The 25,983-nt window shown below is 41.1% G+C and carries 22 protein-coding genes and 3 pseudogenes; 16 read left to right on the forward strand and 9 right to left on the reverse strand.

The annotated features are described in order from the left end of the window. Window positions 1–49: 49 nt before the first annotated feature. The 6 genes and pseudogenes from QHG54_RS06825 to QHG54_RS06850 form a co-directional block, all read left to right on the forward strand. On the forward strand, window positions 50–295 hold the full coding sequence (locus tag QHG54_RS06825; protein ID WP_396335810.1) for a pyruvate kinase alpha/beta domain-containing protein: 246 nt from the start codon (window positions 50–52) through the stop codon (window positions 293–295). Between the two features lie 128 nt (window positions 296–423). After that, window positions 424–669 carry a pyruvate kinase alpha/beta domain-containing protein gene (locus QHG54_RS06830; protein WP_396335810.1) on the forward strand — a complete coding sequence of 82 codons (246 nt, stop codon included), beginning with the start codon at window positions 424–426 and terminating at the stop codon, window positions 667–669. 1,077 nt (window positions 670–1,746) lie between these two features. After that, window positions 1,747–2,766, forward strand: a complete 1,020-nt coding sequence (locus QHG54_RS06835; protein ID WP_317993897.1) for an ATP-binding cassette domain-containing protein — start codon at window positions 1,747–1,749, stop codon at window positions 2,764–2,766. Between the two features lie 64 nt (window positions 2,767–2,830). After that, the gene (locus QHG54_RS06840) at window positions 2,831–3,565 is read left to right on the forward strand and encodes an ABC-2 family transporter protein (protein WP_406604076.1); all 735 of its coding nucleotides are present in this window, start codon (window positions 2,831–2,833) and stop codon (window positions 3,563–3,565) included. After that, complete coding sequence (locus QHG54_RS06845) at window positions 3,549–4,337, forward strand: ABC-2 family transporter protein (RefSeq protein WP_406604077.1); 789 nt, start codon at window positions 3,549–3,551, stop codon at window positions 4,335–4,337. Before QHG54_RS06840 ends, QHG54_RS06845 begins: the two co-directional genes overlap by 17 nt. 236 nt (window positions 4,338–4,573) lie before the next feature. Continuing rightward, window positions 4,574–4,849: pseudogene (locus QHG54_RS06850) on the forward strand (pyruvate kinase alpha/beta domain-containing protein); the annotation flags it as partial. Between the two features lie 524 nt (window positions 4,850–5,373). On the opposite strand, the gene QHG54_RS06855 reads toward QHG54_RS06850, so the two are convergent. After that, a complete protein-coding gene (locus QHG54_RS06855; RefSeq protein ID WP_317993895.1) occupies window positions 5,374–5,763 on the reverse strand; it encodes a cell division protein ZapA in 390 nt (129 codons plus the stop codon). Window positions 5,764–5,775: 12 nt separating this feature from the next. Continuing rightward, the gene (locus QHG54_RS06860; protein WP_317993894.1) at window positions 5,776–6,051 is read right to left on the reverse strand and encodes a DUF4164 domain-containing protein; all 276 of its coding nucleotides are present in this window, start codon (window positions 6,049–6,051) and stop codon (window positions 5,776–5,778) included. A gap of 335 nt (window positions 6,052–6,386) precedes the next feature. On the opposite strand from QHG54_RS06860, the gene tkt reads away from it, so the two are divergent. The 5 genes and pseudogenes from tkt to QHG54_RS06885 form a co-directional block, all read left to right on the forward strand. Continuing rightward, entirely contained in the window at window positions 6,387–8,393 is a 2,007-nt protein-coding gene (tkt, locus tag QHG54_RS06865; RefSeq protein WP_317993893.1) for a transketolase, read from the forward strand. Between the two features lie 182 nt (window positions 8,394–8,575). Next, the gene (gene gap, locus QHG54_RS06870; protein ID WP_317993892.1) at window positions 8,576–9,583 is read left to right on the forward strand and encodes a type I glyceraldehyde-3-phosphate dehydrogenase; all 1,008 of its coding nucleotides are present in this window, start codon (window positions 8,576–8,578) and stop codon (window positions 9,581–9,583) included. Between the two features lie 393 nt (window positions 9,584–9,976). After that, window positions 9,977–11,170: a phosphoglycerate kinase gene (locus tag QHG54_RS06875; protein WP_317993891.1), complete on the forward strand. Its 1,194-nt coding sequence runs from the start codon at window positions 9,977–9,979 to the stop codon at window positions 11,168–11,170. A gap of 113 nt (window positions 11,171–11,283) precedes the next feature. Beyond that, the gene (locus QHG54_RS06880) at window positions 11,284–12,315 is read left to right on the forward strand and encodes a class I fructose-bisphosphate aldolase (RefSeq protein ID WP_317993890.1); all 1,032 of its coding nucleotides are present in this window, start codon (window positions 11,284–11,286) and stop codon (window positions 12,313–12,315) included. Between the two features lie 636 nt (window positions 12,316–12,951). Next, window positions 12,952–13,179: pseudogene (locus tag QHG54_RS06885) on the forward strand (Arm DNA-binding domain-containing protein); the annotation flags it as partial. A 589-nt stretch (window positions 13,180–13,768) separates the two neighbouring features. Here QHG54_RS06885 and rpmE read toward each other — a convergent pair. Beyond that, window positions 13,769–13,990 carry a 50S ribosomal protein L31 gene (rpmE, locus tag QHG54_RS06890; protein ID WP_317993889.1) on the reverse strand — a complete coding sequence of 74 codons (222 nt, stop codon included), beginning with the start codon at window positions 13,988–13,990 and terminating at the stop codon, window positions 13,769–13,771. A 188-nt stretch (window positions 13,991–14,178) separates the two neighbouring features. Here rpmE and QHG54_RS06895 point away from each other — a divergent pair, with 188 nt between their 5' ends. After that, window positions 14,179–15,969: an ABC transporter transmembrane domain-containing protein gene (locus tag QHG54_RS06895; protein WP_406604078.1), complete on the forward strand. Its 1,791-nt coding sequence runs from the start codon at window positions 14,179–14,181 to the stop codon at window positions 15,967–15,969. A gap of 1,418 nt (window positions 15,970–17,387) precedes the next feature. Here QHG54_RS06895 and QHG54_RS06900 read toward each other — a convergent pair. The 6 genes and pseudogenes from QHG54_RS06900 to QHG54_RS06925 all read right to left on the reverse strand — a co-directional run bounded on the left by QHG54_RS06900 (window position 17,388) and on the right by QHG54_RS06925 (window position 22,639). Then, window positions 17,388–18,179 carry an inositol monophosphatase family protein gene (locus QHG54_RS06900; RefSeq protein ID WP_317993887.1) on the reverse strand — a complete coding sequence of 264 codons (792 nt, stop codon included), beginning with the start codon at window positions 18,177–18,179 and terminating at the stop codon, window positions 17,388–17,390. A 9-nt stretch (window positions 18,180–18,188) separates the two neighbouring features. Beyond that, the gene (gene efp, locus QHG54_RS06905; protein ID WP_317993886.1) at window positions 18,189–18,764 is read right to left on the reverse strand and encodes an elongation factor P; all 576 of its coding nucleotides are present in this window, start codon (window positions 18,762–18,764) and stop codon (window positions 18,189–18,191) included. Window positions 18,765–19,033: 269 nt separating this feature from the next. Next, entirely contained in the window at window positions 19,034–20,077 is a 1,044-nt protein-coding gene (locus tag QHG54_RS06910) for a tetratricopeptide repeat protein (protein ID WP_317993885.1), read from the reverse strand. A gap of 625 nt (window positions 20,078–20,702) precedes the next feature. Beyond that, window positions 20,703–21,107: a hypothetical protein gene (locus QHG54_RS06915; protein WP_317993884.1), complete on the reverse strand. Its 405-nt coding sequence runs from the start codon at window positions 21,105–21,107 to the stop codon at window positions 20,703–20,705. Between the two features lie 330 nt (window positions 21,108–21,437). Further along, window positions 21,438–21,840: pseudogene (locus tag QHG54_RS06920) on the reverse strand (helix-turn-helix domain-containing protein). 136 nt (window positions 21,841–21,976) lie between these two features. Then, window positions 21,977–22,639, reverse strand: a complete 663-nt coding sequence (locus QHG54_RS06925) for a thiamine phosphate synthase (protein WP_406604079.1) — start codon at window positions 22,637–22,639, stop codon at window positions 21,977–21,979. Window positions 22,640–22,754: 115 nt separating this feature from the next. Here QHG54_RS06925 and QHG54_RS06930 point away from each other — a divergent pair, with 115 nt between their 5' ends. The 4 genes from QHG54_RS06930 to QHG54_RS06945 all read left to right on the forward strand — a co-directional run bounded on the left by QHG54_RS06930 (window position 22,755) and on the right by QHG54_RS06945 (window position 25,973). Continuing rightward, on the forward strand, window positions 22,755–23,912 hold the full coding sequence (locus QHG54_RS06930; RefSeq protein WP_317993882.1) for an OpgC domain-containing protein: 1,158 nt from the start codon (window positions 22,755–22,757) through the stop codon (window positions 23,910–23,912). Window positions 23,913–24,081: 169 nt separating this feature from the next. Further along, entirely contained in the window at window positions 24,082–24,600 is a 519-nt protein-coding gene (locus QHG54_RS06935; protein WP_317993881.1) for a DUF1465 family protein, read from the forward strand. 702 nt (window positions 24,601–25,302) lie between these two features. Beyond that, entirely contained in the window at window positions 25,303–25,812 is a 510-nt protein-coding gene (gene ruvC / locus QHG54_RS06940) for a crossover junction endodeoxyribonuclease RuvC (RefSeq protein ID WP_317993880.1), read from the forward strand. Beyond that, on the forward strand, window positions 25,809–25,973 hold the full coding sequence (locus QHG54_RS06945; protein WP_317993879.1) for a hypothetical protein: 165 nt from the start codon (window positions 25,809–25,811) through the stop codon (window positions 25,971–25,973). The genes ruvC and QHG54_RS06945 overlap by 4 nt, the downstream gene beginning before the upstream one ends. Window positions 25,974–25,983 lie beyond the last annotated feature (10 nt).

Raw genomic sequence — 25,983 nt, forward strand, 5'->3', positions numbered from 1 at the left:
ACGCTTAAATTAACCCATTGTTGTTTACACTGCTTCAGGTACAACGGGTGTGCGTGCCTCTCGTGAGCGCCCAAACACACCCATTATTGCGTTATCACCCATCGTGGAAACAGCGCGGCGCTTGAGCTTAGTTTGGGGGCTTCATTGTGTCGTTGCACAAGATGCGCGGGACTTAGAAGATATGGTTGACCGTGTGGGCTGCGATTGCTTTTCGAGAAGGCTTTTGTGCTTCAGGGGAGAGCGCTTCCTTGTGACAGCAGGCGTCCCCCTTGGTACCCCTGGTGCCACGACTTGACTGCGTATCGCTTCTGTCTCTGAAAGATGGAACAAAGGCGGTTTAATGCGCGCATTTGCGTGTTACGTTTTTTGCCAAAACGCTTAAATTAACCCATTGTTGCTTACACTGCTTCAGGTACAACGGGTGTGCGTGCCTCTCGTGAGCGCCCAAACACACCCATTATTGCGTTATCACCCATCGTGGAAACAGCGCGGCGCTTGAGCTTAGTTTGGGGGCTTCATTGTGTCGTTGCACAAGATGCGCGGGACTTAGAAGATATGGTTGACCGTGTGGGCTGCGATTGCTTTTCGAGAAGGCTTTTGTGCTTCAGGGGAGAGCGCTTCCTTGTGACAGCAGGCGTCCCCCTTGGTACCCCTGGTGCCACGACTTGACTGCGTATCGCTTCTGTCTCTGAAAGCAGGACAAAGGCGGTTTAATGCGCGCATTTGCGTGTTACGTTTTTTGCCAAAACGCTTAAATTAACCCATTGTTGTTTACACTGCTTCAGGTACAACGGGTGTGCGTGCCTCTCGTGAGCGCCCAAATACACCCATTATTGCTCTTTATTTGGAGTGTGGTAGAATATTTATCCTTCAAGATGGTGATATGAGGTGCATGTTAAGGCACATGTATTGTTAAAAGTGGGGGGTGTCTCTGTCTGATTTCAGGTTTCTTTTGTATCAATCAAGTGTAGACATGTGAACTTGAATGAGATATTCAGTGCAGGACTTGTCCCTAGAGCCTATGAAGTGATCAGATAAGTGGTGAGGGGATGGAATGTACTTAGAGAAATCAATTTGATTACAGAGCGGGGTGGGTGGAAGATTTCGTCCTTTGAGATGTGAACCAAGGGGTTCATCGCATAAATACTCAATGTATCTTGCTCTACGAGATTTGACGGCATCCGCAATTTAAAAGGGGGAAAATGGCACAGCTGCAAAAATTTAGATGAAGTGTTTGGTGCATTTTTAATGCAGAAGAAAGCAGAGAAGCAAATGCAAAACAGGTTGGTTTTTCTCTTTCCACTTATATTTGCGCACCACTGGACAGCTTAAACCAGTAAAAAATGATCTCAATTATGCAATTGTTAAATTATGCAATTGTTAAAGATCCAATTCCGTTACAAGGTGATTGAGAACGAGTTGTCCGGTCTTTTGCTATTGTGGTTTTTCACAAATAATGGGAAGGCTAGTGTAGCAAATGGTAGAAACCAAATGATGGGTGTATTTCGTGAATTTCAAAAAATATCTGGCTTAAATGTTCAGGGTGGTGATTCCTAACTCAAGCGAGCGTATTAGGCATTGTACTGAAGAAGCATGCCATAACAAAAGTTGGAGATAAAGTGTTGGAGGCGTTTGATTGCCATAAGGACGATTTGCGCATGTTTATTTTTACGACTGCACGCGTGCGGATACTCACAGATGACAGGGTATCTTCAAACAGGTATCAGTGAACATGAGGAGAGGCTGATGGCATCGCCATTGATTGACCTTAACAACGTCTCAAAAATATATCGCAACATAGACAGAGGAACTGGTTTTAGAAACAGGGTGGTCTCTCTTTTTAAGCCCGTTTATACCAATCATCATGTGTTGAAAGATATGCATTTTACTCTTTTCTCAGGGCAATCTCTAGCAATTCTTGGTCCTAACGGAGCGGGTAAATCAACACTGATTAAAATACTTTCTGGTATACAATGTGCTGATGAGGGGTGCGTTAAAGTCCTTGGGGTTGATCCTTATAAAGCGAAGAAGGATCTGTTTAAGTCTTTGGGGGTGGTCTTTGGTCACAAGAATTGTTTATGGTGGGATTTACCCTTACGCTATAGTCTGGATATGGTTCAACCATTATATGGTCTGGAACGTGCTTCTTTTACGCGAGATCTTAAAGAGATTGCTGAGTTGTTGGGTCTTGAGCATATCATGGATAAGCCAGTGCGAATGCTTAGTCTGGGTGAAAGAGTGAAAAGTGAATTGGCGTTTAATCTCTCCTTTAGACCTAAATTGTTGTTTCTCGATGAGCCAAGTATTGGTCTTGATATTACATCCAAACATGAAATCAGAGAGCTGCTTAAAAAACTGAAAAGAGAACGAGGCATGGGATATATCATCACGAGTCATGATATGGGCGATATTGATGGATACGTCGATGATATTATTCTTTTACATAAGGGAAAGAAGCAGTTTCATGGCGCTATTAATGCGCTTAAAGACATGATCCCTTCTTTGGTAAGAATGACGCTTTTTTGTGAACATTTGGCTGCATCTTCAGCTCTTGTAGAAAAAATTGATGAGATTGCGCTAAAATTGTCTGTTCTTTTGTCAGATAAACAATTTAACGATGAAAAATGCGCGCTAGAGATTTCGCTGTCTCATGAAGATGTTCCACGGTTCATAAGAGAAATAGCAACGGAACTCAACTGTACGTTCTCTGTCTCCACTCCCTCCCTTGAAGAGATGCTCCGTGTTAAATTTAAAGAATTTATCTAACCATTGCTTTGCTATGTTTCTCTTTGCTCGGAATGGGTTGCTTACTATCCTCAGTGACAGGGCAATGTTTTTTACCGATTTTGTCATGGGGACTCTTTCGCCATTTGTTATTCAACTGATGTTGTGGAATGCACTTTTTGCTGACATGGATGATACTATAAACGGTTTTGGCTTTCATGATATGATGTATTATTATGCCTTTGCCTTAGTGTTATCACGCTTAAATAATGGTTATGGCCTCATTCAATCTTTCTCTCAACATGTTAAAGAAGGTAAATTAGAAGTCTCTCTTACCAAATCCTTCAGTTATATGACACAAATGCTGTTTACCTTTTTGGGTGAGAGTGTGTTATATAGCATTCCTTTAATTGTGATCTTTACTGTAAAGCTGCTTTTATCATATGAAAATATTTTTGGATTAATACTCTCTTTTTTATTGTTTTTTCTCATTATTGTTCTCTCACAATTGCTTTGTTTTTTACTTTCCTTTGCACTTTCATTACTGGTTTTCTGGGTGATTGAGTACAATATATTGCTCTCTTTTAGTATCCTCAGTTCGGCCCTTCTTGGTGGTGTTCTTTTGCCACCTTCTTTCTGGCCTACGTGGCTCATTCCGCTCATGCGGTTTAACCCTTATCATTTCATGATTTCTGCTCCTGCTGAGTTTCTTGCGACGCATAATTTGGCGGTTTTCCAGCAGTTTGTTGTGGGTAGTATTTTTTATATTTTGTGTCTTTTATTCTTTATTCATGTTGTCTGGAAGAAGGGAATGAAAGTCTATCATGGAGCGGGTGGTTGAGGTGAAGATAATCATTCATTTTATCGGTATGAATATACGCCGGCAGATTGTTTACGGTAAGAATTTGATTGGGGAGTTCGTTCTTTCTCTCTGCTATTATTTTATTCAATTTATATTTATTGATAAAATATCTTCTTTTTCAGGAAGAATTGGGAACTATAGCAGAGAGGAAATTCATCTTATTTTTGTTGTCTTCATTTTACTCCGGGTATTTTTAAGTATTTTTACCAATTCTATTGGAATTTTTTTTGAAAAAGTCGCAAGTGGTAAGGTTGAATCATATCTGACAAAGCCTGTTTCAATCTGGGTATTTATGCTGGTTGGCTGGTGCAATCCTCTTCGTCTGATAAACTTATTTGTTCTTTGTATGAGTGCGTATTTTTTTGTCTCATTACCGGATCTGTCAAGCATTAAGATTGGATGGTTTTCTTTTATCGTTGCAATAGTTTGTGTCTTTATCGTCAACATCTGTTTTTGCATGATGTTCAACTTTATAACGTTTGTTACCAATCGTAAGATGCCAGTCGAATATTTTCATGCAATGGTTTATGAGCTTTCATTCATCCCCATTGCAATTTATCCTTCAAGCATCGTGAAATGGTTTTTGTTTCTGCTGCCAATGGCTTTTTCTGCCTCTTTACCTGTGTCATTGTTGCTCGGTAAAGAGGAATGGAACATCGGATATCTTCTGTTAAGCGCTTTTCTTTTCAGTGCTATGACTTTTATCGTCTATAAAAAAACAAGCAGGAAGTTCAACGGATTAGGTGGATAATATGAAAACCAGCATGATTGCTGGAATAAAGAAGAAAACTATGTAATTTTTTCAAAAACTGTTCTTTTATTCTTTCAGAAGAGGATGCTTGGAAATTAAGTGTTACAGATTGCTCTGAAACGAATATTTTTGATGATAGAGGAACAGAGGATTGGACATTCCTCAAGACTTAGCATCCAGACTTAATTGTGACATGGTGTACCCTTTTGGTCCTTTTGTATATGCCAAAAAAACTTCGAACAATTATTGCTTTTTTCTCCATCATGGAAACAGAGCGGTGCTTGCACTTAGTTTGGGAGTTTCTCTTTTTGTGGTTGCCAAGTTGTGCAAGATGCGCAGGGCTTAGAAGATATGGTTGATCGTGTGGGCTGCGATTGCTTTTCGAGAAGGCTTTTGTGCTTAAGGGGAGAGCGCTTCCTTGTGACAGCAGGTTGTCCCCCTTGGTTCGCTTGGTGCTCATGAGTTAACAGCGCATCGCTTCTGTTTCTGAAGAGGGAACAAAGGTGGTTTAACGCGGGCGTTTGTGCAGCATGGATTTTTATCGCTTGTATCTCGCCTTTGTCTTTTGGAACTTGCGTGATGTCCCTGAATATAGGAAGTTTTTCTCATTTCAACCCTTCGCATTCAGAATCAAAAACATTTGTGTGTCTATCGCAAGAGGGACCTGTAGAATAAACAATGTTTGAGAAGGGCGTAAAGAGAACTCTTATGAATCGTCTAAAGGCAAGAGTTGTCGCAATATTGGGCACTTATATGATAATGGGGTATAATAATGGGGCGGGCTTATGCCTTCATAAGTGTAAAGAAAGTGGTATTCGATGGATTTTGATTATACTCTCTCGATATTCTCTTGGAGAGAGGTTTTTGATGTGGTTACGACCGGTTATACGAGATACGCGCAGTGCTCTTTTTTCTGAGAGGTCACTTCCGTTTGCTTGTTGCTTTTGCAATTTACACGATCCTTTCACAAGGATGTACGTACAATCATGCCGGTCTTTTAGCGTTATACCACTCTTTTTTAACAACTGATGTGCACTTAAGGATTTTCCTGAGGATTTTCCTGCTCCTGAGAATGAGAACTATTTTGTTCATCTTTGAGCAATTGATGGGTAAGCTTTTCAATCCGCTCTGTTGTGTCTCGCATAATCCTTCCCATGGTGCGTTCTCTTTCATTGTGGAGTCGTAAAAGAGTTTCATAGTCTTCTTGTAATTTTTTATGTTCTCGTTTTATTTCTTCCATTTCATCGATAATCATAATGCCGGCCATAACGGATATACGATGATCACCGATTTCACCAAAATTTGTCTTTAGATGTGTGATATATTGGTCCAATCGAGCTGCAAGCTCAGTGAGATGGTGTTCTTGCCCTTTATCGCAAGCCATACGATAAACTTTACCATCAATTGTGACGGAAACAGTTTCCATGCATTCAAGCCTTTATCTATCAATTACAACGCGAATCGTTTCCATCGCTTTTATCAAACGTTTAGAAACTTCTTTGTTCACTGCTTCTAGCCGCTCGATTTGTGCTTCGGTTTTATCAAGTGCTTGGGCAAGACGGCTACGATCAGCGTTCATTCGTTGAATTTCTTCTTCCCATTCGTTGTTTTTATCAATAACAGCGTTGCGGTTTATAATGGTAATCTCTAAGGTTCTTAGTGCTTTTTCCAGTTGCTCTAAAGCGTGTGCTAGAACCTGAGTTTCTTGGTTCATGATGTTATATCCTTATGCGTGATTGTATCCTTTATCAGTTCTTTATGCAAAAACGAATCACTCATTTTCTTTTCTTGTGTCAATTTTATTTTTAAGTATGTAGGGTGTTTTAGCAAGTAAAGCAGGAGATAGGTGTTAATTAAAGGCTGGATTTTTTGAGAGTATTGGCATAAATGATATATGCATAAAAGATGTGTGAGGGGAATGGTTACTGAAGTGATCGTAAGAGGTCTCACGCTGACGATTTAAACAGACTGAAAAGTATTCTTTAAAAAATGAAAGAGAATACGCAAGAAGCAACAAAATAACGCATTTAACAAAGTGGTCTATCATTCATGACAAACACCGAACAACAGAATCAGATGGCCAATGCTATCCGTTTTCTTGCTATTGATGCAATTGAAAAAGCGAATTCTGGTCATCCTGGTTTGCCGATGGGGGCAGCCGATATTGCCACCGTCCTTTATACAAAATTCTTTGCCCATGATCCCAAAAATCCTCGTTGGCCCAATCGTGACCGCTTTGTGTTGTCCGCTGGACATGGCTCTATGTTGCTTTATGCTCTCTTGTATCTTTCTGGTTATGAAGATATCTCTCTTGAGGATCTCAAAAATTTTCGCCAATTAGGGTCTAAACTCGCTGGGCATCCAGAATATGGCCATGTTGCAGGAATTGAAACAACCACTGGACCACTTGGACAGGGATTGGCTAATGCCGTGGGAATGGCGCTTGGTGAACGCTTGCATAATGCGCGTTTTGGAGATCTTATCAACCATTACACTTACGCGTTGGTTGGCGATGGGTGTCTCATGGAAGGAATTTCTCAAGAAGCCATTTCACTTGCTGGGCATTTAAAACTCAATAAGCTCATTGTGTTGTGGGACGATAATAATATTTCTATTGATGGAGAGATTTCCATTGCTGACAGTACTGACCAGATGGCGCGGTTTAAGGCATCTGGCTGGAATACACTCAAAGTTGATGGACATGACCAAGCAGCGCTCGCGCATGCTCTTGAGGCTGCACGAAATTCCGATAAACCAACGTTGATCGCATGTAAAACAACCATTGGTTTTGGAGCACCAAATAAAGCAGGAACCAATAAAGTTCATGGGTCACCTTTGGGTGCACGCGAAATTGCTGTAACCCGTGTTGCTTTGGGGTGGGAGGCAGAGCCTTTCATTATCCCAGCAGATATTCTCGATAATTGGCGCTTGGCTGGTCTTAATGCTGCTAAAAAACGACAAAAATGGGAAGCAAAATTGGCGGCTCTTCCTGTGTCAGAGCGGGTGGAGTTTGAAAGATTGATGCGGGGCGATCTCGTGGGCGGATTTGATGGCGCTATCGATGCTTATAAGCAGAAATTGGTCGAGGATTGTCCTTTCGTTGCTACACGTAAAGCTTCTGAAATGGCTCTTGAAGTTATCAATGAAGTCGTTGTGGAGACCATTGGCGGTTCTGCTGATTTAACTGGCTCCAATAATACAAAAAGCACTCAGATGAAAAGTATCTCTGCTGAAGACTTTTCAGGACGCTATCTGCATTATGGAATTCGCGAACATGCAATGGGAGCCGTGATGAATGGTCTTGCCCTTTATGGCGGTTGTATTCCTTATGGCGGAACCTTTTTATGTTTTTCTGATTATATGCGTCCTGCAATGCGTTTGTCTTCTCTCATGGGGTTGCGGGTGATTTATGTTTTGACTCATGATTCAATTGGTCTTGGTGAGGATGGTCCTACGCACCAGCCAGTGGAGCATTTGGCGGCGTTGCGCGCACTTCCTAATCATTTTGTTTTTCGACCTGCTGATGCTATGGAAACAGCTGAATGTTGGCAATTAGCATTGAAAGCACGTAAAACACCTTCTACTTTGGCTTTGAGCCGACAAAATTTACCGCTCTTGCGTCAAGAATATGAAGAAGAAAATCTCTGTATGCTAGGCGCTTATGAGTTATTAACGGCCAGTGATGATGCGAAAGTGACATTGTTTGCTTCTGGTTCAGAATTGCAAATCGCGGTGAAGGCACATGCGGTGTTAGAAGAAAAAGGTATCCCAACACGTGTGGTTTCAGTGCCTTGTTTTGAACTCTTTGCGCAACAATCTCTCTCATATCAGTGTGCTCTCATTGGGGATGCACCGATTAAGGTTGCTATTGAAGCTGCACTTCGGCAAGGGTGGGACCGTTTTATTGGCTGTGATGGACTGTTTATTGGTATGGACGGATTTGGTGCAAGTGGAACCATGGATGCGCTTTATGCGCATTTCGATATCACTTGTGAAAATGTGGTCGCTACCGTTGAAAAAGAGCTTGGAAAGATCAATAAGGAAAATGTGAAATGAGTGTTCATGGTGCAATGAACGGGGTTGCTTGTAGTGAGCACAAGATTTTATGTGCCATTGTGAAAAGTGCCATTGTAAAAAGTGACAGATGAGATAGTCAGGTTGTGGCTGTTAAGGATTTGGGGGCGGTGGAAAACAATGCCCATTTATTGTGCTATAAAGATTGATAAGGAAGATGTGAAATGAGTGTTCGCGTTGCAATTAATGGGTTTGGTCGTATTGGGCGCAATGTTTTGCGTGCCATTGTGGAAAGTGGCCGGCAAGATATCGAAGTTGTGGCAATTAATGATTTGGGGTCAGTGGAAGCCAATGCGCATTTGTTGCGCTATGATTCCGTTCATGGGCGTTTTCCAGGACACATTCAGGTTGTTGGTGATGCAATTGATGTTGGGCGTGGTTTGATAAAGGTGTTTGCAGAGCGTGAGCCAGCACAATTGCCTTGGAAGACTTTGGATATTGATATTGCTTTGGAATGTACGGGCATTTTTACTGCGCGAGACAAGGCAAGTGCGCATTTGGATGCGGGGGCAAAGCGGGTGCTTGTTTCTGCACCTTCTGAAGGCGCAGATTTTACAGTGGTCTATGGGGTTAATCATCAGTCTTTGAGCAAGGAGCATCGCGTTGTTTCTAATGCTTCTTGTACAACCAATTGTTTGGCGCCTGTTGCGCAAGTGTTGCACAACACCGTTGGCATTGAAAAGGGCTTTATGACAACAATCCATTCTTATACAGGTGATCAACCGGTGTTGGATACAATGCATCGTGACCTTTATCGTGCACGTGCTGCTGCACTCTCTATGATCCCGACATCAACAGGTGCAGCGAAGGCTGTAGGATTGGTTTTACCAGAATTAAAGGGGTTGCTCGACGGTGTCTCGATTCGTGTGCCAACTCCGAATGTTTCCGTTGTTGATTTGACATTTACCGCTAAGCGTTCCACAACAATTGAAGAAATAAACACTGCCGTTTGTTCTGCTGCACGAGGTTCCCTTAAGGGAATTCTAGATTATACAGAGGAAAAGCTTGTGAGTTGTGATTTTAATCATAATCCGCATTCAGGTATTTTTCACAATGATCAAACGAAGGTGATCGATGGCAGACTCTGTCGTGTTCTGGTTTGGTATGATAATGAGTGGGGTTTTTCTAACCGCATGAGTGATACCGCTGTGGCTTTTGCCAAAACAGTGTAAGAATAGAGGACCTTCGGGTCCTTTTTCACAACAGAAAGCCATTTTTGCAATATGAAATTAAGGTGCGTTCTTTTTGAGAAAACAGTAACAGATATCATTCTTGGTGTGCTGGAAAAAAGAAGCTGGTTTAGTGATTGATGGTGAGTGTTATCTTGTTTCATTTGGGCACGAGAATGTGTGGTTTTTTCTAACCGCATCAAAGAGCTGAATTTGAAAAAGTGAGATTTGAACGAGACAAGTATTGAAAAAATGCTGAGGAAGTGAAGATTCTAGGGGTTGAGAGAATGCACGTTATAGCGGATCTTTTTGACTGAAGATAAGAGGAGACTGCTTGGAAAAGAAGTTGAGTGCGTGCATTTGTTTGAAACAACTAGAAGTAAAAAAGGAGCAGTGATGGGTTTTCGTACACTTGATGATGTTGATGTCGCGGGGAAACGTGTTCTCGTGCGCGTGGATTTTAATGTTCCAATGTCGCTGGGCAAGGTCTGTGATACGATGCGCTTAGAGCGACATAAAGAGACACTCATTGAGCTGCAAGGACGTGGTGCTAAGATTATTCTTCTTTCGCATTGTGGTCGCCCTAAGGGAAAGGGGGAGCCAGAATTTTCACTGTACCCTGTTGTGCAAGCGCTAGAAAAAATAATCAACCGGCCGGTGGCTTTTGCATCAGATTGTATCGGAGCAGCAGCGCGGATGGCGGTTGAGGCGTTGCAAAATGGTAATATTTTATTGCTTGAAAATGTTCGTTTTCATCCAGGGGAAGAAAAAAATGATTGCTGTTTTGCTGAGGCTTTAGCCCATCATGGTGATCTCTATGTCAATGATGCTTTTTCAGTCTCTCATCGTGCCCATGCTTCGGTGGAGGGAATAACACATTTATTGCCTTCTTATGCGGGGCGTTCTTTGCAGGCTGAATTGCAGGCTTTAGAAAAAGGGCTTGGCAATCCAACACATCCAGTGGTCGCTCTTGTGGGAGGGGCAAAGGTTTCCAGTAAGCTTTTTGTGCTCAATCACTTGGTTGAAAAAGTTGATCACTTGGTGATTGGTGGTGGCATGGCTAACAGTTTTTTAGCGGCGCAAGGGGTCCAAGTTGGTAAGTCACTGTGTGAACATGCGCTGATGGAAACGATAAAAAAAATCATTGAAAAAGCACGGGAGTGCCAATGTGCACTTCTGCTCCCTGTGGATGCTATCGTTGGATTTCGTTTTGAAAAAGATGCACCGCATCGTCTCTATGATATGCAAGATCTTCCTGAAGATGGAATGATTCTCGATATTGGGACGCGTTCCATTGTTTCTATCAATGCAGTCATTGATAAGGCTGCTACTCTTGTGTGGAATGGACCTCTTGGTGTTTTTGAGATGTCTCCCTTTGATCAAGGAACAATTGCCGTTGCACGCCATGCAGCAGAACGTACGCGAAAAGGGAAATTGGTTTCAATCGCGGGAGGAGGAGATACGGTTTTTGCACTTAATCAGGCTGGTGTTGCCAATGATTTTACTTATCTTTCGACTGCAGGCGGTGCTTTTTTGGAATGGATGGAAGGTAAGGTGCTTCCGGGTATTCTTGCCCTCATGCAGGCTTAAAGAGCTTCGTAGAAGAGAAAGTTAAAGAAAAATTAGATGGTCGTGCTCGTGTAAGGTGTTTTGATATTGTTGCGCATTTTTAGAAATTAAGACAGAACAAAGAGGATTTTTTTATGAATGAACGTCTTGAAGATATTGCACTTGCTTTGGTGCGTGCGGGTAAAGGTATTTTAGCGGCAGATGAAAGTACTGCTACGATTGGAAAGCGTTTTGAAACTATTGGTGTTGAGTCTCATGAAGACAATCGCCGCGCCTATCGTGAAATGCTTTTTAGCGCAAAAGAAGCTATGGAAAGCGCTATCTCTGGTGTCATCTTATTTGATGAAACTATTCGTCAAAAAGCATCTACGGGGAAAATGTTGACGGATCTTATTCGTGATGCGGGGGCTGTACCCGGGATTAAAGTTGATAGCGGTGCCAAACCATTGGCGGCTTTTCCTCAGGAAACGATTACAGAAGGATTAGATGGTCTTCGAGAGCGTTTAAAAGACTACTATGCTTTAGGCGCTCGTTTTGCAAAATGGCGTGCGGTGATTGCGATTGATGAACATGCTCTGCCAACAAAAAGCGCAATAAGTCAAAATGCACAAGCTCTTGCGCGCTATGCTGCTTTGTGTCAGGAAGCAGGTCTTGTGCCGATTGTGGAGCCGGAAGTGCTCATGGATGGGGCATCGCGTGCGCATTCCATTGCGCGTTGCTTTGAGGTGACACATGCTGTCTTGAACACAGTGTTTAAAGAACTCTTTGAAGCACGTGTTGTTTTTGAGGGCATGATTTTAAAACCTAATATGGTGATTGATGGAAAAGATGCACGCAAGGCTTCTGTGGAAGAAGTGGCTGAAAAGACAGTTCGTGTTCTTAAACAGACTGTTCCTGCTGCTGTTCCAGGAATTGCTTTTCTCTCAGGTGGGCAATCTGATGAGGAAGCAACGGCGCATTTGTCGGCCATGAATGCTTTGGCAACATGCCCTTGGAAATTAACCTTTTCTTATGGGCGGGCTTTGCAAGCAGCTGCCTTGAAAGCATGGGGTGGCAGGCATGAAAATATTGCACTTGCGCAAAAGGCTTTTGCTCATCGTGCACGGATGAACCATCTTGCTGCTTTAGGAAAATGGACAAAAGAACAGGAAAAATCTTGCGCTTGAAGAACAAGCTTTGCGCTTGAACGCGGGGAGATTTTGCCTGTCTGTTTCTGTGTGATTTATGATGCTCTCATCATAATAAAAATGGTGGGAGGGGGGATGCTTTAAGCTTTCAAATTTTCTCAGAGCATTTTTTAAGTCTTCATGCCTGCCATCAAGCGATGGGATTGGGGGGAGGCGATTATCGGATAAGGAGAGATGTTGCTTTAAAGGAAATTTGTGCATGAGCAGCATCATCGTGTGCTGTTGTTCGTGGGGCGGGGGTCTTTGCTTTTTAAGTGACAATCATAAGGTTGATGCTGTATCAAAGAGTTTGATATTGTGATATTTTTCCTTTTTCATGCTACCATTGCTTGTTATCAGAAGAAGTTATTCGATTACAGTTTAAAAGGCGGATAAGTGGGGGAATGGAGAGTTGTCATTGTCTGGGTGGGTTAGACATGAAGCTTATGAAGCTTTTGTGCGGCATCATATTGATTTATAAAAATAATTTAGCGTTTTGCATATTGGATCATAACCCCGAATATTATAAGATTCTCTCATTCCAAACCTGTTGATGTTGAAGCAATTAAAATCATCCCCTTGCGCGTCACGAGCGGGGCGGGCGTGTTGGATAAAACTGTTTAGAAAGGAGGTAAAATGCCTCTTATGAACACTCTCAAATGCGAGGGTTGTCGCCAATATGGGGACAAATAGAGATAGTGCCGGTTTGTACTTTCATCAGCGTAAAAGGAGTGGTGCTCAATGGATTTACCGTTATATCCTTCACGGGCGCCGTCGCGAAATGGGTCTAGGTGTGTTGAGAAATGTTTCTTTAAAAAATCCCGTGAATTGGCAACACAATGGCATTCTGTTCTTCATAAGGGCATTAACAGGTATGAAAAGTTACCTATGGCTATAAAGAGAAAGATTATTGATGAGAATTACTGTTACTCTTTGGAAGATTGCATAAAACAGAAGTACTGTTTTAATATTCTTCTCACGGCTTAAAATGGATTTACTTCTTGCTGCGATCAATTGTTCTCCTTGCGCGTCTTTTGGTCCTTCACAATGGCAAGGAAACATTTATATGCCAAGATATCCAAAACAATTTGTGGATGGAGATGTGCATCCACCATGATCTTCCTATGTTTGAGATTCACCTTGTCTACGTTGGATGCGTTCTCCGATCACACTTCAGATTAAGGGTGTTTTTTCTTTTCTCTTTTGTATCAGCATTGTCTCTACAAGCATAATCGAGATTTATTTTATCTCGACACTAAAAAACCCCGCTTTAAGCGGGGTACTGAATTGCACTTTAGAGTATTTTTCATGCAATCTTTAACTGTAAAAATTCTAAGGGTGCCTTTCTCTCAACATTCAAAACAGATCAGTGGGGTTTAAAACAGATCAACTGTTTGCAACGTGCATTCATCTTGTTAGAAGTTGTTTCGCTCTTCACCGTTAGCAATAAATTTTACATGCCAAGATTACCAAAACGATTTTTAAATTTAGAAATACGACCGCCATGATCTACCAATGTTTGAGATCCACCTGTCCACGCTGGATGGGTTCTTGGATCAATATCCAGATTAAGGGTGTCCCCTTCTTTTCCCCAAGTAGAACGCGTTGTATATTGGGAACCATCGGTCATAACAACGGTAATCCTGTGATAATTGGGGTGAATATTCGCTTTCATGTGGCAAACCTTTTGCTTTCATACAACGAAATGGCACTTTTTTACTTTTTTAAGTGCGCTTGCTTCGTCTTTTTGATAAATTGATTGAAGTCTTATTTCTATAACTGAGCGCGCGTCAAAAAACAAGTGTTCAAGATGCATTCCTGCATCGACAATTATAAAAAACTTTATTAAGTGAGCAAAATTCTATGAATTTTTTCAGTCATTCAGAAAAATCTATAAAGTCTTCTAATACAAAACCTTTATTTTCTTCGCTCTCAACTTTTGGCCCTTATATGATGCGCTATCGTTGGTTGTTTATTTTTGCTTTTCTTGCTTTGTCTGTGGCTGCTCTTATTACGCTTGCTTTGCCCGTTGCTATCCGTCAAATGCTTGATCATGGTTTTTCTTCTTCAAGTCATGGGAATATCAATTTTTACTTCGGTATTTTGTTTGTGTTAGCCTTGCTTCTCGCACTTGCCTCCGCTTGCCGATATTACTGTGTCATCACTTTGGGAGAACGGATTGTTGCCGATTTACGACGCGATGTTTTTTTCCATATTACGCAACTTTCTCCTGCTTTTTTTGACCATTCCCATTCTGGTGAACTTGTTTCGCGGCTGTTAACAGACACGACGCAAATAAAATTGGCTGTTGGCTCAACCGCCTCCATTGCTTTGCGTCATCTGATTGTCGTGGTTGGAGCAATTGTGATGATGGTGATCACAAATGCTAAGCTTTCTTCACTTGTTCTCCTTGCTATTCCCTTTGTTGCCATTCCCCTCGTTGTCTTTGGGCGCAAAGTTCGTACGCGTACACGCGCAGCACAAGATCGTCTGGCAGATGCCAATGCTTTGGCAACGGAACAGGTAAGTGCTATTCGCACTGTGCAGGCCTTTACCGCTGAAAAACTCATTTCTGCACGTTTTTCAAAATTGATTGAACGCGCTTTTGAAACAGCACGTGCTTCGGTAATTCTGCGTTCTTTTTTCACCGGTTTTTCGATTTTTCTGGTTTTTAGCAGCGTTGTTGCTGTTTTGTGGATTGGCTCCCGTGACGTTTTGAATGGCACCATGTCTGGCGGGACATTAGGTCAATTTGTTCTCTATGCGGTCTTTGGAGCCTCAACCTTTGCACAATTATCAGAAGTTGGTGCAGAACTCATGCAAGCAGCAGGTGCTGCTGAACGGCTTGCCGAATTGTTGCAAGAACAGCCTACTGTCGCAACCCCCAAAGTTCCTTTACCATTAATACAACCTGTCCAAGGAGCAATCGTTTTTGATCACGTTGATTTCACTTATCCTTCCAGACCACAGGAAAAGATTTTGCATTCTCTTTCTTTTTATGTAAATCCTGGTGAAACTGTTGCTTTTGTTGGTGCTTCAGGGGCGGGAAAAAGTACCATTTTTTCTTTGATTCTGCGATTTTATGATCCAACAAGCGGTAAAATACGGTTTGATGGCGTGGAAATTAATCGCCTTTCCCTCCGAGATTTACGCAGTTCAATTTCTTATGTCCCACAAGATGTCGCCATTTTTGATGGTACGTTACGCGATAATATCGCTTTTGGGAGCGAAAATGTCAGTGAAGAGCAAATCATCGCTGCAGCCAAAACAGCCAACGCATTTGAATTTATTAAAGCCTTACCAAATGGTTTTGATACTGAAGTGGGAGAACGTGGCACCATGCTTTCTGGTGGGCAAAAACAACGTATTGGTATTGCACGAGCGGTTTTAAAAAATGCTCCCCTGTTGCTGCTTGATGAAGCAACATCAGCATTAGATGCAAATAGCGAAATGCTCGTGCAAGAAGCCTTAGATGGATTGATGCAAAACCGAACAACGCTGGTGATTGCGCACCGTTTAGCAACAATTTTAAAAGCAGATCGCATTTTGGTAATGGATAAAGGTGCTCTTGTGGAAGAAGGAACACATACACAACTCATTGCAAAAAATGGCATTTATGCGCATTTGGCTAAACTGCAATTTTCGCCTGAGTAAGCCTTTGTCATAAATTTGTAAGTTGTTGACATAAATATCCGCATTCTGATGAAAACAGCGAGTGGCCATATTTGACTGCCTTTGGTATGCAGGGGAGAAAGGTTGGAATGCAGGATTGAGAGATACGATTTTATTTGCCATAGTTATCGGTGTGCTTTGGGCTTTTGAAGTCTCAATGAAGATTTTACGAGCAAGAGCAATTTTGACATTTTTGGGGAAAGTTTAATGCTCGCATTCGCGAATATTCATAAAAAGCAATCAATCGCGTAACTTGAGAAATTTGAGAAACTAAAAAATCAAGAGGTAGCGATATACCAAGAGATCATGACAAAATGGGAGGAAAAGCTTTAAAATATAAAGAAATGGATTGAAAAATGGGATCAAGAAATGAGGCGGTGGGAAGAGGAAATCCTCAAAATAAAACACCCTAGGGAACTCATTAAAGCTAGTGGACATCGACATCCAATAATAGAGGATATCTGTGCGCAAGGATATGCAGAAACATGGTGCCTATAGGAATGGGCGCTGAAAGCAGAACTTACTGCTGAGCACTGCGAAAAAATCAATAATGAAGAAATAATTTAATGGACTTTAAGCATTTTAAGCAAATTTGTCTGAAAACAGTGTGCTTCATGCGACAGAATGGGATAATTGTTGAAAAGTTTGTAGGTCTTCCCCCTTTACGAAAAAAACAAAATATAAATCTACGATGTTGTTGTTTCATTGTTTCTTATTCGTATTGGATGATAGTGATTATTGTTAAAGTGAATAAGCATGAAGAATGGAAGAAATATCTCGACACAAATGCGTATATGCGTGAAGAGACACAGAGAGATCCAACATTTTGTATATCACGGTAGAGCAATGTCTCTAAAAATACAGAATATGAAAAAATAGAAGAGATATTCAGAGATCTCCGTCTGCAATGCAAGGATTGTTACAACATTGGGGGTTGCATAAGAGCATGATGGTGCCAAGCTTGTGCTTTCTGTAAAGATGGTAGTGCTTAATGGTTTTACTGTTATATCATGAACGGGTGCCATCGTAAAATGGGCTTGAGGGCATTGAGGAATGTTGCTTTAAAAATGAATATTGAGAGAGGCAAGGGACTTATATTGTTGCTTGGGCTGTGGTTATTACTTCTTGTATAGTGTGGTTTTGATTGGTTACTGTTTTATTTCATTTTCCAGCTTATTTTGATTTTAGTTTGAACAACAACAGCGTACATAATACGCAGTAAGCTGTTTTGGATTGCTTTTGGGGGCAGGGAGGCTTATTTGAGGGGTGCGCTCATTGTTCGCGATGATGTTTTTGCAAAATATCTGTCTCATTCCCTCTTTACTTCTTGGTTGCTGGTTTCAAGAAAGTCGATAGCAGCCCCTCTCACTATTGCCTTGTAGAGATTCTTCTTTTGAGATTTAAATGCCTTTTTTGAGGGTTTTTTCTAATTTCATGCGAATGTGTTCATTGCCAGCGATAATATTTTTTTTGCGAAATATATCGTTTCCCCCTTCTTTATCGGTGACAAATCCACCAGCTTCACGAACCATCAGCATTCCAGCAGCCATATCCCAAATCTGGAGATTATCTTCCCAAAATCCATCTGTTCTTCCTGCAGCGACATAAGCCAAATCAAGAGCAGCAGCTCCAAATCGGCGAAGTCCTGCAACTTCTGACATTACATTGCGCAATTCAATGAGATAGGTTCCATGATCTGGGCGCCCCCAATGCGGCATTCCTGTTGCAATAACACAATCTTCTAATTTTCGCCGTGCAGCAACGCGGCACCGCCTATCATTAAAGAAAGCACCACCACCACGCTCGGCGGTAAATAACTCATCATGGATGGGATTATAGATGACACCAGCAACAACTTGTCCTTGACTTTCTAAGGCAATAGAAACAGCAAAAAAAGGAATGCCATGAAGAAAATTTGTTGTGCCATCCAAAGGATCAACAATGAAACGATGTTGAGAATCTTCTCCAACAATTTCCTCAGACTCTTCCATCAGAAAACCAAACTTTGGTCGTGCTTTGCTTAATTCATTGAAAATAATTTTTTCAGCTTTGCGGTCTGCTTGGCTTACGTAATCCGCCGGTCCTTTTAAAGATACTTGTAAATTTTGCACTTCGCCATAATCGCGCACCAGTGAGCGCCCCGCTTTCATTGCGGCTTGCACCATGACATTCATGATTGCAGAATGGGCCATCTTTTATCCCTATTTGTCTTTTTCATTTGCACGACGCAAATAAATCAACTCGTTGGTATCAACAATGATACGTTCACCAGCATTAATAAAGGGTGGCACAAGAATACGAATGCCATTTTCAAGAATTGCTGGCTTATAAGAGGCAGTGACCGTTTGCCCTTTGATGGCAGGATCAGCCTCAGCAATCGTTACGGTGACCTGATCAGGAAGCGATATGCCTATTGGTTTTTCTTGATAGAGCTCAACCGTTACGGTCATCCCGTCTTGCAAAAAAGCAGCGCGCTCACCAACAAAATCTTTTTGTAATTCAAGCTGTTCATAAGACTGTGAATCCATAAAGATCAGAGCATCACCTTGTTGATAGAGGAAAGTAAAATCTTTTTGTTCAAGGCGCACGCGTTCAACTGTTTCGGCTGCACGAAACCGTTCATTGAGTTTTGTACCATCAATCAAATTCTTCATTTCGACTTGATTAAATGCTCCGCCTTTTCCTGGTTTTACAGCATTGCACTTCACTGCTACCCACAAGCTTCCTTGATGCTCAATTACATTACCAGGTCGAATTTCATTGCCATTAATTTTCATAGTTTACGTCCAATTCCGTCCTTGCAAAAAAGTTCCCTTGTTGTCCTTACAGAGGAGAGCTCTCATCATCTTTGCAGAAAGAAAAGCTCAAAAATGATTTCAACAAGGACCTTTGTGTATCGTAGCTTTCCAGCTTTTTGCAAGACCATAAAAATAGCCAAGACGCAAGCCCTTTAAAAATTTGCACAAAGTTTTTTGGGGATTTTGAAAGAATTTTTTGCGGATTTATAGTGTTGAAACAAAAAATATCATTGCTTTAGAGCGTGCATTTAAAAAACTGGTAAAAGCTTTATTGCTTCTTTGCGCGCTTCCTCCAACTGTGCATTATCCATACCTTGCAGCATCATTTCAAGATCCGGTGCTTGCATTTTGGCTTGCTTTGCAAGCATATACCATGCCGCTGCCATGATTATATCGCCTTTTGTGCCTATTCCATCTCGATAGAGCCTTGCGAGAGAAATCTGTGCTGGTGCGATCATATTGGTGGCATTGCTAAAAAGCAAATGAAAAGCACGTTGAAAATCGGCTTCTCCCCCACGGCCTTGTACAAGCCATTGCGCCAAAAGGAGTTGTGCCATAGAGTGTTTATTTTGAGCAGCAACTTCCATGAGTTTGCGCGCATTACGATCATCCTTTGGTCGTGTTAAAGTGCCTGAGGCGAGAATTTTTGCAGCAGCGAAAGAAGCTTCAGCGTCACCAAGGGCAGCTCCTTTTAAGAACCATTTTAATGCCTGTTCTATAGCTTCACTTTCACGGCTTTGTGTAAAGACACCGGCAAGAGCTTGCTTTTCGCGCGCGGCTTTGTAAAGAAGCATTTGCCCATAATAAAAATAGGCTTCTTTTACCTTAGCCTCTACAGCTTTTCGAATAAACTGTTCACCAAGTTCTTGGTTTTGTGTAACAAAATTGCCATCAAATAACATAAGACCATAGCGCAATTGCGCTTGTGGTTCACCCTGTTTTGCCGCACGTCCAAACCACAAAGCGGCGCGCGCGCCATCAAGAGGAACTGCACATCCTTCCATATAAATCCGGCCAACCAAAGTTTGTGCGAAGGGATCATTTTGTTCAGCACGCCTAAGCGCTTCACGAAAGGCTTTCAAATAATAGCCCTGGATATAATAGTCATAGGCTTGATCATATTCCCCAGCTTTTAAAGACTGAAAAGGTTCTTGCATGTTTGAAGCATCTTGAATGGTATTTAAAGAGCGTTCAAAGTTTGACAGTTCTTCGGTAACTCCAGAAGAACTGGTAACAGAAATTGCAGACCAAATCACTCCCATGATAAGCAGTCTCGCGCTTCTCTTAATCATAGATATCTTTTCCTTATCGCGATTTAAGAATTTTCACATTTTTCTTTCATCATTTCAAGTATTATCAAGGGATTGTCGGGGGCAAAAATGATTTCTTCAACGGCAATAAATTCACAGGTGGTTTTTAACACTTCATCAAAACTTGTAAAATTGCTCCTTGCTTGAATAACCATTGAACAACAGGAGGGATTTTCATAATTTCTGCTTCCATTTTTCTCATTGGAGATGGCGGGGGTGAGCTTACGCGGTTTTTTATCAGCTTTGTGACAATTACTGATTAGGTTAGAGGTTGTATTATGGTTGTACATACTGTTTTATAAGAAAAAAACGATCTCGAATCCGTTTTAAAAGTCCAATTGCTTTTTATCTGTATTGCTTTTTATTTTGCAAGAGCTCATCATATCTTTGTAAAAAAGGCCAAGTTTTAACTCTGTTGAAAAGAAAAAATACAACAGAGTAAAGAGAGCATTCTTTTCTTCCTATCTTTGACCATTCATATGAACAGAGAAAACAATATGTTGGCTAAAAACAAGGGTTTTTATTGAGGTACACATCACTTTTCTTGAGCAAGAGCTTTTAAGTCTTTCCGTCTAAAATAGAGAAAACGTCCACATGAGATAGGAGTTCATCTATTATCATAAATACGTATATGATAACTTGGCTCTCCAGCCCAATCATACTGAAGAATAGAAATTATACGTCCATCATTCTTTGGTGTTAGTCTGTAAATTAAATGTACACCTGTATTTTGCTGTTTTTGGGGTTGATCTGTATAGATTACGTGATATCCATTCCGTCGCAACAGATTGACAAATAAAGGAGTAAAGTTGTCTTCTGTGCTATTTTTCTTGATAATAAGTGTGGTTGTAGCGGGCGGTAAAGGTCTTTTGATACCGCGAATATAATCATTAGCGATAAATTTTGCAGCATTCTTCGTAATACCTTGACCAACATAACTTGATGAATAATGATTCACAGATGCACAACCGGCTGCCAACACAAGAGGTGACAACCATAAATATTTCAACATCTTAAATTCCCCCCTGACTCATTGTTACGTTCTCTTGGGAAGCTCTTACATCGAAATAAGAGCAACTTTGCTCATCATTGTACTAACAACATGTCGATTTCCAATCAAGCGGTATTTCTTTCATTCGTTTTTTAAAAAAAACTGCCATCATCTCCAAGTGCGCTTAAAGTTTATCATTAACATACAAAATATATATGTTAAAAGTACACAAAACATATGTGAGACATAGAGTGTACTACTCTCTGTATAATTATTTTCATGATGTGCTGTCGTCATAGAGTACTTTTAAGATGAGTTTACCAGGAAGGAATGCAGCCATATCTCATGGTGTTAAAAGTTTTCATTCTGATCAGAGATTAACTGCAAAATTGCTCTCTGTTTTACAGAGGTAAGGACTCTAAATCTTTTTAACAGTAAGTATTCCTCTTGGTTCGAGATTATCTCATCGTGATGGTATGGGGTGTCTTGTTTTGTTAAGAGATCAGCATAAAAAAGGAAAGTGAAACACTCAGTATATCGGCAATATCTTTCAAACGCCCCGCACTTACCCGATTCAATCCTGTTTCATATTTTTGGATTTGTTGAGAGCTTATCCCTAAAGAGTGCCCTAATTGTTTTTGAGACATTTTCAACATTTTTCGCCTAAAACGAATTTTTTGCCAATGAAGATGTCGTTAAAAAGATTTTTGGTTTGCACTTTAAAACCCCCCGCCGGTTGCGAGCGCCCTCGCATTGGTATTCCGGGAGCTTGAAAATACTGAGTTCTAGTCAGCCTTTTTGCTTTTAGTGCGGAGGGCACCTGGACATGGCAAAATCCCCCGGAATTCCTATGATATCCATATAATGTTTATCAGGATGTTTCCCCCGTATTACAGGGGGAATTTTTTGCATTTTTCTTGCATCATTTCAAGTATCATCAAAGGATTTTCGTGGGCGAAAATGATTTCTTCAACGGCAATAAATTCACAAGTGGTTTTTAACACTTCCTCAAAACTTGCAAAATCGCTCCCCGCTTGCACAACAGCAGGGATTTCCATAATTTCTGCCCACCACCCTGCTAATTGGAGATTGCGGGGGTGAGCGTGCGGTTTTTTATCAGCACCTAATTTGCCAAACAGAAGATAATCAACCCCTGCTTCTCCAGCAAGCATGGCACTATGGCGGTTACGCAAATTGCCAAAACCGATGATTTTTTGTTCTTTTTTCTGATTTTCAAAGTACGCAAGAGTGTTAATATCTCCCTCCACGTGCAAACCATCCGCTTTTATCCGTCCAGCAATGCGGCTGTCACCAGCAACGAGAAGGGCGGCGTCATTCTTTTGGATATCCTCTGCATAGAGTTGCGCTTGTTTTTGTAAAAAAACTTCATCATCACGCTCTGCTTGAGAGTCATAGAGGATAACGCACACAAAAGACTTTGTTTGCATCATTTGGCGCAAAAAGGTGGGCTTTAAGGTCCGTCGAACATCTAATGTCAAAATCAACTGAGGAAAAGGGTAGGGTTCAATCGGTTTACTCTTTTGTTTTATCATAAAAAAATCCCTTCACTCTTAAAAAGAAACTTGACTCTTAAAAATTAAAGATTCATCCTATTAGGCGTTTTTTGCTAAGATAAATGACTGCTTTTGTGATTTGTGGGGGTCCATTATGGGATACCAAAATATTGTGAATCATAATACGCATCCTTTTCACTATGATACACGCATTCGTGATACACGCATTGATGTTTTTCGTTCTTTAGCCTTGTTGACCATTTTCATCAACCATATTCCCGGAACTCTCTATGAAACTATAACACATAGAAACTTTGGTTTTTCTGATTCAGCAGAAGTCTTTGTTTTGCTTTCAGGGGTTTCTCTTGGACTGAGTTTTCATGCGCGCTTATATCAGGAGCCTTTTACGGTTATTGTGCGCAAACTTTGGCGCAGAGCTTTTCAGTTGTATAGGGCGTATCTGTTTACCACTTTTGTAACTCTTAGCCTTTTTTTAGTAGGATTTTTATTGTGGCGCACAGAAAAACTTTTATCAATGAACAATGTGGGCTTATTTGTTACACAACCCTTCATTGCATTTTGGAGCACCTTAAGCTTTGGGCATCAATTAGGATATAATAATATTCTGCCGCTTTATATTGTTCTGATGCTTTTTGCACCTTTTGCACTTTGTTGGGGGTGTAAACGGAAAGGACTGTTGCTTTTAGGCTCGTTCATGCTCTATCTTCTGTGCGGATTTTATCGCATTGCTCCACCTTCTTACCCCTTGGAGGGAAAGTGGTTTTTAAACCCTCTGTCTTGGCAATTGCTTTTTATTATAGGGTTGACCAGTACTTTATATCTGAAACAAGGAAAAAAAATCGCTTTTAAACCTTTGTGGATTATTCTTTCAGCAGCCTATCTTTTGCTCTCATTGTTATGGGTGCGCTTCAACTGGTGGGGGGTGTTAGGGTGGCTTCAATGGTCTTCTCCATTGGTTAATTTTAATAAAACCTTTTTAAGTTTGCCGCGTCTGCTCCATGTTGTTGCATTGGCAACGTTTATCCTCTGCTTGCCTCGCGTGCATCAGTGGTTTTATGTTTCAGAAAAACATCCCTTAGCAATTTTGGGAAAACACAGTTTACCAGTCTTTGTAACGGGGACTATTTTTGCCATGTTTGGACAAGTTTTAAAAACAGTGATGACAACAACGGTTTTTTCCGATAGCCTGTTGATTATCAGTGGCATTGCCATGCAATTGGGGGTGGCCTATTATTATGAGAGACACCAACTTTTTTACCGGTTGTCTGCAAAAAAAACTATCCGGTTGTAACTCTGTTCACTGGCGCGTTAACCCTAGTATAAGAAGGACATTGCGCAAAAATTTTAAAAGAGGTACTCAGTTTTAAAAAAAAGCATTCACTACAGCAGAAAAAGAAACTTTTTCATCCTCAATTCGTTGAATGTCGTAATGTTTGTACTGATAGTTGGAGTATAAAGGCGTGAGCGCACATAAACGTCCCTATGATGAACCCATTAATATGATTGAGCATAATGCTTTTGAAAGTGCTTTTAACCGCCTCTATGAAGAAACGATGACGCTGATTGAAGAAACTGCAACTTATATTGATACAGAAGGAAAATTAGCTGCACGTTCTCTCTCAGCAGAGGTTTCTGCACTTTATGCAAAAGAAGCGATGTATTTAAGCACACGGCTTATGCAAATAGCTTCTCAACTCCTTCTTCTGCGTGCAGAGCGCGAAGGAGAAATGTCACCAGAACAAATACAAAAAGAGATTGCAAAAGTATCGCTTCATACACCAACGTTGAAATTAGAAAATGCACATTGGCAAGAATTTCCAGAAATTTTCCGCCTCTTTGTCGCTCGTTCACTTCGTCTCGAAGCTCGTATGCAATATATACGTACTGGTAAAGAAGGTGTGTCTTCTCATGTCTTGCAAGACGATAATCCAGTGGGTAAGCAAATCCAATTGCTTAAAACCGCATTTCGGCGTTCTTAGGTAATTTTACATCTGGAAGAATTTGTCCTTCGTTTTCTCTCTTCTCCCTCCCGGCTCGTTGTTATTTTTTCTCTGTTAGAGCGAAGTTCAATAGATTCTCTGCCTTTTTTTTCTTTTATTGTCCTTAGGCTCTTCTTTTCTCTTTGCTGGAGAGCCTCTCTGTAAGTGCGGAAAAAGAGTATCGTTTTGTTTTCATAAAAGAGACGGTTGGTATTGGTCTTTGAAGGGTGGGGTATTCACTTTGTTTTGAGGTGTGTATGTAAGCGCGCACCATCATACTATTTTACCAGCTTTCAATGTTGTGACAGCCCTTGCATTAAGGCGATTCATGACAGGCATTTTACTCTTTTCTTTAATAATTTTTACCCATATGCTCATGCTGCTTGTTCTGTGCAAGCAAGTGGTGTTGATTGATTCAACATAAACAGGTTTGGAATGAAAGAATCTTATGATATTCGAGACTCTCATTTAACATGCAAAACAATGAATTAGCACTGTAAATTAATGCTTTGTAGCAATATATATGTGCTGGATATATGTGCTGGTAGAGAAGGTGTATCTTTTTTAAGTCTTAAGACAGGTGATAATTTACTAGGCAAATACATTCCCCAATGGGAAAACATATCCAATTGTATGTTTCGTTTGGTCTATTTGCTTGTGTGCATCTATTCAAACAAGGAAAAAGTGTATAGAGTTGCCTTTATGGCAGAGACGATTCGTATTATAGGCATTGATCCCGGATTACGGCGAACAGGATGGGGCATTATCGATTTCTCTGGTAATCGTCTTCAATTTGTTGCAGCAGGTACGCTTTCTTCTGATGCACGTTGTGACCTTGCTTCTAGGTTATGCCAGCTTTACAAAGGACTTTCGGATATTTTGCATCAATTTATGCCCCATGAAGCCGCCGTGGAACATGTGTTTGTCAACAAGGATGCTGCGGCGACTTTAAAACTTGGTCAAGCGCGCGCTATTGCTCTCCTCGTTCCAGCGCAAGCCGGCCTTCCAATTTCCGAATATGCTCCAAACAAAGTTAAAAAATCGGTTATTGGTGTTGGTCATGGAGATAAGGAACAAATTCACATGATGGTGAAAGTTCTGCTTCCACGTGCTGAGTTTGATAGCAGCGACGCTGCTGATGCGCTTGCGCTTGCGCTTTGTCACAGTACTCACCGCGTCAGTATCTCTCAGCGTACAAGGATTATGGCATGATTGGGAATTTAAAAGCTATTTTTGGATGCATTTTTGATGCTTATATTACAATGTTAAAAGTTCTGCTTCCTCGTACTGAATTTGATAGCAGTATTGCGGTTGATGAGTTTGCGCTTATCTTTGCTACACTACGCACCGTAGCAGAATCTTTCATCGCTTAAGGGTCACGGG

It is taken from the genome of Bartonella gliris, from assembly GCF_045277155.1.
Lineage (GTDB): Bacteria > Pseudomonadota > Alphaproteobacteria > Rhizobiales > Rhizobiaceae > Bartonella > Bartonella gliris.